This is a genomic window from Pyrobaculum sp. (assembly GCF_049971835.1).
Classification (GTDB): Archaea; Thermoproteota; Thermoprotei; order Thermoproteales; family Thermoproteaceae; genus Pyrobaculum.
In genome coordinates, this window is record NZ_JBMFKV010000002.1 from 1 (window position 1) to 12193 (window position 12193).

Sequence of the window (12193 nt, forward strand, 5' to 3'; positions counted from 1 at the left end):
AGCTGGCCAGCGGCTGGCTAATACCAGCCAGCTCTAAAAGCCGCAACCCTGATGTACAAGGCAGTGGTGGAGGGAGGAGGGAAGCTGGGAGTCAAGAGGAGAGGGGAGAGGAGAGCTAAACCCCCCATATAAAGATGTGTAACGCCGGGAGGCGGCTGAGAGGCGGCGGGCGGAGACGGCGCGCCTAAGCCAGCGACGTGGCTGGGCGCGGCGGGGGCCGAAACCTATCTAGCTCCTATGCCGATCCGGGGGTAGACGCGCATGTGAAAACTACACAATGCCAAACGGCGAAGCCGCAGACGCAACCCTCTCGGTGCCGCAGACGGGGCATCTCCACGTCATCGCCGACTCTCTAAAATGTTCGATATAAAGTTAACTAGCTCGGCGGCGCTCGGCCTCTTCGACGGATCTATGCTCAGCATTCTCAGGATAAGATCGTCCATCCATGCAGGTACGTCAGCGGCATAAGTACTTGGGGGCGGTATCTGGTAGCCGTTTTCAATAAAAACATTGGGGTTTATGCCGGTCAGCGCCTCGTAGAGGACGCACCCCAGCGAGTATATATCAGAGGCGAACGACGCGGTGCCTTTCTTAACCTCAGGCGCTGCGTATGCGGGCGACATGAAGCTACTGTGCACATAGCCGCCAGTTACCACCTTGGCTATTCCCATGTCGCCTATTTTCGCCGTCTTCCAGTCTTTTGTGAACATTATGTTCTCAGGCTTTATGTCCAGGTGGACGATGTTGTGTTTGTGGATTTCGTACAGCCCCTGGGCCAGCTGTTTAAACAACTCCGCCACCTGGCCCGGCGGGAGCCTCTTCCGAGCCCTCAACAGATCTCTCAACGTCCCCCCCTCCATATACTCTAGCAATATGTAGGGCGGGTTTTTCATGTATTGACGCATGTCGTTGTACCCCACCGCTGGTAGGTATACCTCAAAAGCCTTTACTACGTAGTCCGACCTTATTTCGAGGTATCGGTTCATCTCCTGTCCAAAATGGCGTAAGATATTCTCGTCTCCAGCCAACGGCGCCCCGTAGTCGTCAAGGTAACGTAGTATCTTCGCGGCGTAGACACTCCCCTTCTGCCTCACCATTAGTACATAGCTAAATCCGCCTATCCCTAGGAGGCGGACCACCTTATACCGCCCGCCTAGCCAAGAATATAGCCAGCCCAGAGGTGGCTGTGTGGAGAGGTAGAGAACCCTCTTATAAGTGAGTACATAAGATAGTAGAAGCATTAACGCAGGCAAAATGCTTAGGAATTCGCCTAGAGATGTGAGGTAGTAAACGTTGAAAGCCGCCAGAGCTATCACTAACATAGGCGACACGTCGGCTAAAGCCGCCGTGCTCCCAGCTAAGACCGAAAGCGGTAGCGTGGACGTAGAGACTAAGGCAGACGCCGGTAATAGCAACCATAGGGATTTGCCGAGCTGGCTTGGCTTGAAGTTGTATAGGTACATTAATGCAATTGAGTATCCTGTAAATACTTCATCAACTAAGTAATATATATAGATTAATATTTCATTCAAGTAGTATTCAATAAGAATTAATATTTTTATAAAAGTAACTATTGTAAATAAAATCATTGTTGCAATTCTATATCTATCGTAGATAGCCCTAAAGATTACCAACGTTATCAATGTAGTATTTAGGAGTAAGACGGCGCCGTTACCTGAGAGGATTAGCAAAAGGGCTGACAGGATAATCCAACCTAGCACAGCGTAGTGTCTGTATACAAACCAGCTGGCAAGTGAGGACACAACAGCCGGAGTTGCCGCTAGCCAGCTATCCACCACTGCTAGAAAGAAGAAGAGATATAAGTATACGTGTAGTAGACGTAAACTGTTTAATGTATTTAACCTACCAATCGTGTCTGGTCTGTGCTTTTTGATAGATATGGCAGACCTTTCCAGAAGCTTAGGTACGTGGTTAATGACGAATGTAACTATAACTGTGTCTTTTGCCACTTTGAGGGTCAGTTGAGGCGCCAAGGTAGAGGCTTAACGGCTGAGGACTATGGTTTTGTTACGTCGGTGTTCAAATCGCTGGGGGTCTCCGACTTCAAGATCACCGGCGGCGAGCCTCTTCTGAGAAGCGACATAGATCTAGTAATTTCAAGTATTGCTAAGAGCGGCGCGGTGGTTACGTTGACTACAAATGGCTACTTGTTGAGAAGGTGGATTGATAAGTTACAGGCGGCGGGGCTGAGGAGAATCAATGTGTCGGTGCATGTCGCAGATCCTGAGAAATACTCAAAAATCGCCGGTGTGCCGCCCAGTGCTTTTCGCGAGGTTTTAAGAGGTCTTGTCGAGACTAGAAACAGGGGTATTTCGCTTAAGCTAAATGCAGTGGTGATGCGCGGAGTAAATACAGATAGAGAAAGCGTAAAGGGTCTAATTAGACTTGCCGCGTCGCTTGGGGCCTCTCTCCAATTTATTGAACTAATGCCAAACGGATCAGGTGTCAAGATCTTCGACAATTACTACGAGCCCATAGAGACGGTGGTATCTATCATTAACGAGCTGGGAGGTAGGCCTGTTGGAATGAGGAGAGAACTCCATAATAGACCTCTATACGTCGTGGCCGGGGTGACCATAGAGTTAATTAAGAACTTCAATAACCCCACTTTCTGTAGCGGGTGCACTACTATGAGGTTGACAAGCGACGGCAAGTTAAAGACGTGTATATACGCCGAGCCAGCCGTCGATCTGTTGCCATATATAAAGACGCGCGACGTCGAAGGCTTGGTTTACGCCGTACGCCAAGCGCTTGCAAAGAGAGAGCCCAAATTCAAGCTCTACTCCTCCTCGTAGTATGGGATCTCCTCCTCGTCTCTGCTGGGCTTAGCAACATATTGCTCAAGATTAGACAACAGCTCCGAGAACCGCCTTTCCCAAGCCGCCGCCACCTGCTCGGCCTCCTTGCTCATAGCTTCGTAGTAGCTCAGGAGTAGCTTGCCCACTTCTGTGAGCTCCGACACGCCCCTCTCTTTGCCCCCCCGCCTCGACTCCACAAGGGGGACGCCTAGGGCTTCCTCAAGCTTCTTGATGTAGGTCCAGATAAACTTGTAGGAGTAGCCGAGCCTCCTAGCGGCTGAGGCTATGGAGCCTGTCTCCTCCAGAGCTTTAAGAATGTTGTATATACCGGGCCCCATTATCTCCTGTCCGTCTTTGTCTATCCATATGCGCATCTTTATCTTAACAACCACAGAGCTCTGTTTAAGAGAGTTAAAATAGATTCATAAATGGAGTCTAGAAGTCACGCCCCACTTGCCTAGGTACTCGCCGATTCTGATCAACTCGTTCAACTTGGCGGTTCTCTCCCCTCCCATTATCCCCGTCTTGATGATCTCTGCGCCGAACCCAACGGCTATGTGTGAAAGAGTCCTGTACTCGGTGTCGCCCGACCTGTGCGACACGATGATGCGCATGCCGAAATGCCTGGCTGTCTGCACCGCTTGGTGCGCTCTGAGCAACGTGCCTATTTGATCCGGCTTTATAATCACGCCAGTGGCGGCCCCTGCCTTCCCGCCCTCTCTTATACGCTCGGGGTTGGTCACGAAGAGGTCATCCCCAACTATAAGGCGGTCTCTAAACTTCTCCGTCAACTCAGCGAAGGATTGGAAATCTTCCTCGTGGAAGGGGTCCTCCACATATATGAGATCGAACTCCTCAATTAGCCTAGACACAAATTGTAGTTGCTCATGTGGACTCCGCTCCACGCCCTCGTTTTTGTAGATGTATTTTTCGCCGCTCCACAGACTAGAGGCAGCCATGTCAACGCCGAGGCCGATTTCTACGCCCACCTCACTACCCACCTCCCTCGCCACCTCTTTCAAAATTTTCAAGGCAGTTGTCGACGATATACGGGGGGTCCAGGCCCCCTCATCGTTTTTCCCACCGGTAAACGAGGTATCTACTTTGAGTATCTGCTTGAGGACGCGTTTATGTACCTCGGCGTTGGCGTACACCGCCGTGTATATATCAGGGGGGCTAAGCGGCACGACGAGGAACTCTTGTATATCGGGGCCCAGCCCCCTGCTGTGCTTGCCCCCGCCGATGACGTTGCCTAGAGGCAACGGGAGCCGCCTTGCGTAAGCTCCGCCTATAAAGGCAAATAGGGGGATGCCCAGCGAGGCGGCGCCCGCCTCTGCGGTTGCAAATGATGTGGCTATGGCCACGGCCCCCCCGATTTTCTCAAACCTGTAGGTGCCGTCTATCTCCTCCAGCTTCCCGTCAACAGAGTATGGCTCCGTCACGTCCAGGCCGACGATTTCAGGCGCTACTAGCTTCTCGAAAGCGGCCAGAGCCGCGTCGATGCCCCCCTCGGGGAAATACGCAACCTCGTGGAGGCCTCTAGAGGCCCCCGCAGGCGCCGCGGCTCTGGTTGTCAACACCTCACCGGTAGCTGGATTCTCGACTGTTAGCTCGACTTCTACTGTGACGTCCCCTCTGCCGGTAAATACCTTCCGTATCCAGACGTCGCTAATCTGCATATGAGGCGTAAAGTATCTAGTTTATATCTCTGGTAGTACTATTTTTTGCTGTGTTGTAAACACCCTCCTAAATCCCTCCTTCTTAGTTATTACAACTACATCAATCCCCTCCCCGGAGCCCGGGTCGTTTCTAATCGCCGCCTTGACAGATTTTATAGCGAGGTCTATGGCCTCTTCCAGCGACATGTCTTCTCTATACCCCACCTCCAGGGCGCCTTTGGCGTACGGCGAGCCGCTACCGGTGGCTATGTACCTCTCCCTGGTGACGGTCCCCAGCCAGTCTATCATGTAGAGAGCGGCTCCCCCCTCGTCGACACCGCCGATAATTGAATGTACGATGTAGACGTAGGGACGTGAATAGAATAGGATTAGCGACATGTAGTTCACCAAGGCGCTTATCGGGATAGGCTTTTTGTGCTCCATCCTGTACTCGCGGGCGCGTAGAGTAAGAAACGACAACACGGACTGCAGATCTGCAACGCCGCCGGACATCGTAGCCGCCACGTGGTCGTCTATTTTCCAGATTTTCTCTCCCCTCTTGTGGGCGATGTAGTATCCAGCAGTTACTCGTTTGTCTGTCGCCAGGATCACCCCATCTCTTACCACAATGCCGACGGTTGTCGTCATCGGAAGGGTGTTGGAAACTCCTTTTAAGTGTTCTGGCTAGGACTTAAGCTCCACCTCTTCTACAAATCTCACCTTTTTCACCCCCTGGAACTTGCTAGAAACCTCTGAGGTGTACTGCAACAGAATTCCGCCTATGCGCTCGTACAGCAGAACCTCGGCTGGGAGGATTACCGTCATGACGTCTCCATCTAGCGATATCTTGATCTTCTCCTCGGAGACCCTCGGCAGGTAGAGCCTCAGCAAAGCCACGGCCCGCTCCTCTACGGTGTTTAACTTCTTCACTACACGTCCCTTGACTATAAACGTCTTCCCGGCCAGGGGGTGGTTGAAATCTAGCACCACCCGCCCACCTGAGATAGACACCACCCTCGCTCGTTGCCCCTCGAAGTCCACGACGTCGCCCACGCTGGGAATCACGCCGTGGCGGTGAAACTCCCTAATAGAAACAACCTTGACCTTGTTAGGATCTCTAACTCCGTAGGCCTTCTCGGGGGGCACCTCAACCTCGAATTCTTGACCTTCGTCTAGGCTAAGCAGGGCGTTCTCCACGGGCTCCCACAGCGGCGTCTCGCCGAGAATAATAAGCCGCGGCCCGTATACCTCCTCAGGTCGGTATATACCAGCCTCCTTGGCTACCGCCTCCTGGCTAGTCTCCACCACCTTCCCGTCGTCTTTTGAAACAACCGCGTAGTCAAGGAGGATGTAGTCGCCCTTCGCCAGGGTCATATTTAAGCCGAGGATTCAGCCTTTTCCTGCGCTTTGCGTCTCTTGACAAGTCTAGTTATGTAACCAGCGACGCGGTTTCTCACCGTCTTACTTGGGATCTCGGCGAGCTCGGCTACCGCCTTTTTATTTTCATCAAATTTATCGGTAAATTTATCTGGGTACATTTCAAGGAGTTTTTCACCCAGCGATTTAATATATCGAGGTCTGACGCGACCCATGGCGCCTTCACGTGAGTTATATATTTAAATATTCAGTGCGCCGTGTAGCTCATCACGGATCAGGTGAGGTGCATTTCTTCACACTAAAGCCGTGTGGTTAATATTTATAAAGTGTCTAAACCACAAGGCGCGATGGGTAAGAGGATTTTAGTACAGAGGCGTGGAAGAGGAGGGTCTCAGTTCAGGTCGCCGAGCTGGAAGAGAGACGGCCCAGTGAGGTATCCGCCTCTGGAGGCCTTGTCCGGGAGGGGGTATGTAGTTGATATAGTGCACGAGCCGGGGCTCAACGCCCCCGCGGCGAGGATAAAAACTGAAAACGGCGTTGAGTTTCTAAACTACGCGGCGGAGGGACTCTACGTGGGGCAGGTAATTGAAATAGGCAGGGGGGCGTCTCCAAAAACCGGCAACATAATGATCCTCGGCGAAATTCCAGAGGGCACCATGATATTCAATGTTGAGAAGAGGGCGGGGGATGGGGGCAAGTTCGCGAGGTCGGGCGGCACCTACGCAGTGGTGGTGGGGCAGAAGCCGGAGGAGAATAAGACCATAATTCGGTTGCCCAGCGGGAGGACTGTGGAGGTGGACTCCAGAGGTAGGGCCACCGTGGGCATTGTGGCAGGCGGCGGCAGGATTGAGAAACCGTTTCTAAAAGCGGGGAAGAAGTACCACAGGGCTAGAGCGAAGGCGTGGAAGTACCCCACTGTCAGGGGCAAGGCGATGTCTCCATACGCGCATCCGCACGGCGGAGGTTCGCACCAGAAGGGCGGCACGCCTGTGCCGAGGACGGCGCCGCCGGGCCAGAAAGTCGGCTTTATTGGTTCGAACTGCACCGGCCGCGGCTGTGTGAGAGCTAGGGCGCAGCAGAAACAGTAATGGGCATAGAGAAGAGAAAGGACGACCACATCTACATCGCCTCTTCGGAAATTTCACAAGTCGGCTCTGCGTGGTTTGAGGAGGTTGTTTTGATACATAACGCCCTTCCAGAGATGGACATTTCCGAGGTGGAGCTAAGCGCTCGTTTTCTAGGCGCTCCAGTAAAGGCTCCGTTTGGAATAGGGGCGATGACTGGGGGGACGGAGCTTGCGGGGAAGATAAACGCCGAGTTGGCGAAAGCCGCGGAGGAGTTCGGCATACCTATCTACGTGGGTTCCCAGAGGGTGGCGCTGGTGAAGAGGGAGGTTAGGTGGACGTTTGAAGTAGTTAAGCAAAACGCCCCGTCGGTGCCTAAGGTGGCAAATCTCGGCGCTCCACAACTAGCCGAGCTTTCAGAAAAAGAGCTTGAGGCGTGGGTTGTGGAGGCCGTGGATATGATAGATGCATATGCAATCGCCGTGCATCTAAACGCGGCTCAAGAGGTGGTGCAACCAGAGGGTGAGCCGAATTTCAGGGGGGTGTTGGAGAAGTTGAAGATTGTCAAGAAGGTTGCAGGTAGGCCTCTTATCGTAAAGGAGACCGGCAACGGCATTTCGAAGGAGGTGGCGGCGCGGCTGTCGGGAATCGCCGATGCTATAGACGTCGGGGGGTTCGGCGGGACCTCTTTCGTTGCGATAGAGGGCGCCAGGTCTGGAGAGTCGTCGCTACAGAGGAGACTTGCCGAGACGTTTAGGCTGTGGGGGATACCCACGGCGGCTTCTATATGCGAAGTGAGGTCGGCATACGCGGGATACATAATTGCGTCTGGCGGGATTAGAAGCGGCTTAGATGGCGCGAAGGCCTTGGCAATGGGTGCCCACTTCTTCACGATGTCCCAGCCTCTATTAAAGGCGGCGCTTGAGGGTCGGTTGCGGGGCGAAATTGAGGCTGTGATTGCCGAGTTGAGAACCGCCATGTTTCTAACAGGCGCCCGCACTGTGCGGGATTTGGCGATGGTGCCGCGTGTATATGGGCCAAGGCTTAGAAATTGGATTGAGCAGAGGCGCCTATCTTGTTAAGAATTTATAGCCCGGGGGTTTGTATTCTCCGTGTCTTGTCCCAAGTGCGGCTCTAAAGACGTGATGTTGCTCCCCTCCAACGAATATGTGTGTAAGAAATGTGGCCATAGGTGGCCAATGCCGCAGCCAGATTATACGTGGATAGAGGTGGAGATAAAAAAAGCGAAGCTTTTCGAAAAGTATATCGACGCGCCTGTAGATAGCTGTGAGGAGTTGGTATCCCAGCTTCTAAAAGAGCTTGACGAGAAAAACGCGAGGTTGCTGGCCGCTAAAATCCTACTGCAGAGAGCCGAGAGGCGTAAGACGACGCCGGCAGAGCTGAAAAAACTGTATGACGATGCAGAGAGGTGTTTTCAATGATTGTTGACGTTTCTAAAAAACCAGACGTCTCTAGATACGCGAGAGCTTCCGCAAGCGCCTCAGTGCAGATATGCAATACAGCCGCCGCGGTGAGAGCCGCCGTTGTGGCTAGTAGATACCTCCCGTTTCTGCACCCCCTCCCCCTCACAGCGTCGGCGTGGTGTAAAGACGGTAGGCTATACGTAGAGGGGCTTACCGAGTGGCAGACAGGCGTCGAGATGGACGTCCTCTTTGGCGCCCTAGTAGGCTTAATCGGGTCGGGGGCTGTGAAGATAGAGGACTTGGCAGTAGAGATAAAGCTAAAAAACTTGGCGCAGGCGCTGAGCGAGGCGGCGCTTACAGAGATGGCCCTTGTGAGAGAAGGGGGTTTAACGGCTTCCGCCTACGGGGTGATGAAGATGAAGAATTACAACGTGGTGAAGAGCCCCGTGGAGAAGGGCCACCCCATCTACGCCGCGCAGACGGCGGCGGCTCTCAACGCCAAAAGACTGTGTGAACTTATAGGAGGGCCCTGTCCCTCTATACAACATCTCAAGATAGATATAGACGTCAGAGAGAGCGTCGAAGTTGGCGTGTCTATAAAGGCGCGGGACTTCACGCCCGCGCCTGAGGCGTTGTTTGCAACCGGCGTGGCCCTCCTCACGATATGGGACATGGCGAAGAAGTATGAAAAAGACGAGAGTGGTCAATATCCCCACACATACATCAAGTTGCTACGTCTAGACTAGGGCGCCGGGAAGTTATTAATACTCGGTTGTTGTCACCTCAATGCTTCCGCGAGATCTTGAAGAGGTGCTAAACATAACGCTGACGCACAACACGTGGAGGAGAAGGGAGACCATAAACCTAATAGCAAGCGAAAACGTAATGTCTCCTCTAGCTGAACTAGTCTATTTAAATGATCTGTCGGGGAGATACGCCGAGGGCACCGTAGGCAGTAGGTACTACCAAGGCACTAAATACGTCGACGCGTTGGAAGACGCCCTCTCTAGACGTTTTGCAAACGTCTTGGGGGCCAAGTTTGTAGATGTGAGACCCGTCTCGGGCACCGTCGCTAATCTGGCCACTTACTTTGCGCTAGTTCCCGAGGGCGGCACCGTCGCCTCGCTACCTGTTAAATACGGCGGACATATAAGCCACAACAACGTAGGGGGGCTTAAGGCATTGAGGGTAAAGGCTGTCGAGTTGCCGTGGGATCTAGACAACTTTAATATAGATGTCGACGGCGCCCGCAAAGTTATAGAAGAGAAGAGGCCAAACCTCATAATCACAGGGGCGTCTCTATACCTCTTCCCACACCCCGTGAAGGAAATTGCAGAAATTGCAGAAACAGTTGGCGCCTATGTGCTCCACGACTCGGCCCACGTCTTGGGTCTAATTATCGGCGGGGTCTTCCCAAATCCTTTAAGGGAGGGCGCCAACGTAATTACCTCGTCTACTCACAAGACGTTTCCAGGTCCCCAAGGCGGGCTCATCGCAACGGTTTCAGATGATGAGGTAAACAGCTCAATTCAAAGGGCGGTGTTCCCCGTCTTTACGTCTAATTACCACCTTCATCGCTACGCCGCGACTTACGTAACCCTGGTAGAGATGGAGCTGTTTGGCGCGGAGTATGCGTATAGAATTCAAGAAAATGCCAGAGCCTTGGCGGAGGCCTTGGCTGAGGAGGGCATAACGCCTGTCGCCGAGCGCCAGGGATTCACAAAGACGCATCAAGTCGCCGTCGATGTTTCTAAATTCGGCGGGGGAGACAAAATCGCGCAAAGGCTTGAGGAGGCGAACATCATCGTTAATAAAAACGCGTTGCCGTGGGACAAGAGCGTGTTGAAGCCCAGCGGCATTAGAATCGGTGTGCAGGAGATGACGCGCTTCGGCATGGGGCGTTCCGAGATGCGAGAAATAGCTAGATTCATAGCCAGGGTTGTCAAAGGCGAGGATACTGAGGCGGTGAGGCGCGACGTGGTTGAGTTCAGAAAGATGTATCTAGAGATAAAGTACGGCTTTAAGATTGATAGGGAGCTCGTAGATAAATTCCTTGGTTCGCTTAATCTATATACATAGCGTCCTCCCGCCGTCTATGAGAATAAGAGATCCCGTAATGTAATTAGCCTTTTCCGAGGCCAGAAAGGCGACCAGCTCCCCTATTTCCTCCGGCTTTCCTATCCGGCCAAGCGGGATCTCCCTCTCAAGCTCACCCAGTATCTCCTCGACGCGCCGCCCCTCTCTCTGGGCCCTCGCCATGGCAACCTCCCTCACGCGCTCGGTATCGATATAACCCTGCATAATTCCATTAACTAAGATATTGTACCTCCCGACTTGGTATGCCAGTGTCTTGATAAGGCCAGCCAGCGAAATTCTAATAACGTTAGATAGCGTAAGCGTGGGGATAGGCTGCTTAAGCGTAGAGGAGGTGATGTAGATAAGTCGCCCCCACTTCCTCTCTATCATATACGGTAGGACGTCTCTGGTTATCCAGACGGCGCTTATTAAAAGTAGCCTCACGCCGTAGTCCCAGTCCTCCTCAGTCAGCTCAAGAAAGGCGCCGGGCTTAGGCGGCCCAGTGTTGTAAACCAATACGTCTACCTTGCCAAAGTTTTGAATCGCAGTGTTTACAATCTTTTTGATATCCTCTCTAATTGTCAAGTCGGCTTGTACAGGTACCACAGAGACTCCATATTGATTCTCCAAATTTTTTGCCAACTCTTCTAGTCTGCCGATACTCCTCGCGGCGATTACTAAATTCGACCCCTCCCTCGCGAGAACGCTTGCGACACCTGCCCCAATGCCTCTGCTGGCAGCTGTCACGATACTGACGCGGTTTTTAAGCAACATGAGTCTTCAAAGAGTGTTGTATATATCTATTTCAATTTTACAAAGATGTAGCGTCTGCACACATCTCTAATAGGGCAGATATCACACTTGAGATCTCTACAGTAGTTAACACCGATGTCGTAAGCCCCGCGCTCATATAGGAGGGGATCCCCGCTTATCTTACCTACATGTCTGACGAGTCCGCGTACGCTTTCCAGTCTAATTACCACATCCCCGCATCTCTGCCGCCCCTCTCTAGCTTCGCATAGGAGACGCCTCGCCACCCTCGCCTTCACCTTCTCGGCTGTGAGAGACGCAACGTCCTCGAAAGCCCCAGATCTCAACGTTACTAGGGCGGTATAGATATCGCCATGTAGTATGTACTTCTTGTATTCGTGGGTATAGGCTATTTTAATCGCCAGGGGTATGTTGGCGTCGTGTATAAATAGGCGAAGGAAGAGCTTCACCCCTCTACCAACTCTGCTACCGCCCTCGCCGCGAAAAAGTAGCGATCTAATACTATTTTCGAAATGAGATATCTTGCGTTGTTTAGCTACCCACAGGTAGGCTGACTTGTACTTGCTACCTATTACGTTAAGCGCTCTCGCGACGTTGGAAATAGCGTCGTCTGCCACTTCCCTCTCCACTCCAGCCTCCTCAAGCGCCCTGCGGGCTCTTGAGGCTGAGAAGACGTCATATACATATCTCTCAAAGGCCTCGCCAAGTTTTCTCAACTCGCCGTCACTTAGGGCTTTGTGTTTGTACAGTACCGCAAGAAGCGCTAGGTATATCACTAAGATGTCTAAACCCTTCACCGTGGATAGATTTGCTAAAAAGGTATCTAAGTCGTTCTTGTAGGCTCGTGAAATAGATCTGATCTGCTCCACCATTAAGCCGTATCTCGGCGGGAGAGTGGCGATTACCCTATCGCTTATCGACATGCCGTGTTCCACAATTCTCTTTCTAATATCATCGGCGGTGGGCACGCGCCCATTCCTTAAAATCCATATATAAAGCTATGC

14 protein-coding genes are annotated in these 12193 nt (G+C 52.5%); 6 read left to right on the forward strand and 8 right to left on the reverse strand.

The features are described from left to right. Positions 1-338 precede the first annotated feature (338 nt). Positions 339-1796 carry a serine/threonine-protein kinase gene (locus ACP5J3_RS00310; RefSeq protein ID WP_428493809.1) on the reverse strand — a complete coding sequence of 486 codons (1458 nt, stop codon included), beginning with the start codon at positions 1794-1796 and terminating at the stop codon, positions 339-341. An 87-nt stretch (positions 1797-1883) separates the two neighbouring features. Between ACP5J3_RS00310 and moaA the strand changes: the two genes are divergently transcribed. Then, on the forward strand, positions 1884-2816 hold the full coding sequence (gene moaA / locus ACP5J3_RS00315) for a GTP 3',8-cyclase MoaA (protein WP_428493810.1): 933 nt from the start codon (positions 1884-1886) through the stop codon (positions 2814-2816). Here the strand turns inward: moaA and ACP5J3_RS00320 are convergent. From ACP5J3_RS00320 to ACP5J3_RS00340, 5 genes are read right to left on the reverse strand one after another with little or no spacing between them, the layout of a single operon-like run. Further along, on the reverse strand, positions 2801-3211 hold the full coding sequence (locus tag ACP5J3_RS00320) for a winged helix-turn-helix domain-containing protein (protein ID WP_263245864.1): 411 nt from the start codon (positions 3209-3211) through the stop codon (positions 2801-2803). The genes moaA and ACP5J3_RS00320 overlap by 16 nt on opposite strands. A gap of 30 nt (positions 3212-3241) precedes the next feature. Next, positions 3242-4498 (reverse strand): phosphopyruvate hydratase, encoded by a 1257-nt coding sequence (eno, locus tag ACP5J3_RS00325; RefSeq protein WP_428493812.1) that lies wholly within the window; start codon positions 4496-4498, stop codon positions 3242-3244. A 21-nt stretch (positions 4499-4519) separates the two neighbouring features. Beyond that, a complete protein-coding gene (locus ACP5J3_RS00330) occupies positions 4520-5125 on the reverse strand; it encodes a proteasome subunit beta (RefSeq protein ID WP_014289499.1) in 606 nt (201 codons plus the stop codon). 36 nt (positions 5126-5161) lie between these two features. Beyond that, complete coding sequence (locus tag ACP5J3_RS00335; RefSeq protein WP_428493813.1) at positions 5162-5851, reverse strand: peptidylprolyl isomerase; 690 nt, start codon at positions 5849-5851, stop codon at positions 5162-5164. Positions 5852-5853: 2 nt separating this feature from the next. Beyond that, positions 5854-6069 (reverse strand): 30S ribosomal protein S17e, encoded by a 216-nt coding sequence (locus tag ACP5J3_RS00340; RefSeq protein ID WP_148682987.1) that lies wholly within the window; start codon positions 6067-6069, stop codon positions 5854-5856. A 132-nt stretch (positions 6070-6201) separates the two neighbouring features. Here ACP5J3_RS00340 and ACP5J3_RS00345 point away from each other — a divergent pair, with 132 nt between their 5' ends. Genes ACP5J3_RS00345 through glyA form a run of 5 tightly spaced genes read left to right on the forward strand, consistent with a single transcriptional unit; the run spans position 6202 to position 10421 of the window. Then, positions 6202-6942, forward strand: a complete 741-nt coding sequence (locus tag ACP5J3_RS00345; protein WP_428493814.1) for a 50S ribosomal protein L2 — start codon at positions 6202-6204, stop codon at positions 6940-6942. After that, positions 6942-8000, forward strand: coding sequence for a type 2 isopentenyl-diphosphate Delta-isomerase (fni, locus tag ACP5J3_RS00350; RefSeq protein WP_428493815.1), 1059 nt, complete (start codon positions 6942-6944; stop codon positions 7998-8000). The genes ACP5J3_RS00345 and fni overlap by 1 nt, the downstream gene beginning before the upstream one ends. A gap of 30 nt (positions 8001-8030) precedes the next feature. Next, positions 8031-8360 carry a TFIIB-type zinc ribbon-containing protein gene (locus tag ACP5J3_RS00355; protein ID WP_428493816.1) on the forward strand — a complete coding sequence of 110 codons (330 nt, stop codon included), beginning with the start codon at positions 8031-8033 and terminating at the stop codon, positions 8358-8360. Then, on the forward strand, positions 8357-9088 hold the full coding sequence (locus tag ACP5J3_RS00360; protein WP_428493817.1) for a cyclic pyranopterin monophosphate synthase MoaC: 732 nt from the start codon (positions 8357-8359) through the stop codon (positions 9086-9088). Before ACP5J3_RS00355 ends, ACP5J3_RS00360 begins: the two co-directional genes overlap by 4 nt. A gap of 40 nt (positions 9089-9128) precedes the next feature. Next, positions 9129-10421, forward strand: coding sequence for a serine hydroxymethyltransferase (gene glyA / locus ACP5J3_RS00365; RefSeq protein ID WP_428493818.1), 1293 nt, complete (start codon positions 9129-9131; stop codon positions 10419-10421). Here glyA and ACP5J3_RS00370 read toward each other — a convergent pair. Both ACP5J3_RS00370 and ACP5J3_RS00375 read right to left on the reverse strand, forming a co-directional pair. Beyond that, on the reverse strand, positions 10410-11192 hold the full coding sequence (locus ACP5J3_RS00370) for an SDR family oxidoreductase (RefSeq protein WP_428493819.1): 783 nt from the start codon (positions 11190-11192) through the stop codon (positions 10410-10412). The two genes, glyA and ACP5J3_RS00370, sit on opposite strands and share 12 nt — an antisense overlap. A 26-nt stretch (positions 11193-11218) precedes the next feature. Further along, positions 11219-12157, reverse strand: coding sequence for a hypothetical protein (locus tag ACP5J3_RS00375; protein ID WP_428493820.1), 939 nt, complete (start codon positions 12155-12157; stop codon positions 11219-11221). Between the last annotated feature and the right edge of the window lie 36 nt (positions 12158-12193).

What these genes read in the sequence shown, in the direction of transcription:
- eno (WP_428493812.1), bottom strand. Translation starts at nt 4,498, where the DNA reads ATGCAGATTAGCGACGTCTGGATACGGAAGGTATTTACCGGCAGAGGG.
- ACP5J3_RS00330 (WP_014289499.1), bottom strand. Translation starts at nt 5,125, where the DNA reads ATGACGACAACCGTCGGCATTGTGGTAAGAGATGGGGTGATCCTGGCG.
- ACP5J3_RS00335 (WP_428493813.1), bottom strand. Translation starts at nt 5,851, where the DNA reads ATGACCCTGGCGAAGGGCGACTACATCCTCCTTGACTACGCGGTTGTT.
- ACP5J3_RS00340 (WP_148682987.1), bottom strand. Translation starts at nt 6,069, where the DNA reads ATGGGTCGCGTCAGACCTCGATATATTAAATCGCTGGGTGAAAAACTC.
- ACP5J3_RS00345 (WP_428493814.1), top strand. Translation starts at nt 6,202, where the DNA reads ATGGGTAAGAGGATTTTAGTACAGAGGCGTGGAAGAGGAGGGTCTCAG.
- fni (WP_428493815.1), top strand. Translation starts at nt 6,942, where the DNA reads ATGGGCATAGAGAAGAGAAAGGACGACCACATCTACATCGCCTCTTCG.
- ACP5J3_RS00360 (WP_428493817.1), top strand. Translation starts at nt 8,357, where the DNA reads ATGATTGTTGACGTTTCTAAAAAACCAGACGTCTCTAGATACGCGAGA.
- glyA (WP_428493818.1), top strand. Translation starts at nt 9,129, where the DNA reads ATGCTTCCGCGAGATCTTGAAGAGGTGCTAAACATAACGCTGACGCAC.
- ACP5J3_RS00370 (WP_428493819.1), bottom strand. Translation starts at nt 11,192, where the DNA reads ATGTTGCTTAAAAACCGCGTCAGTATCGTGACAGCTGCCAGCAGAGGC.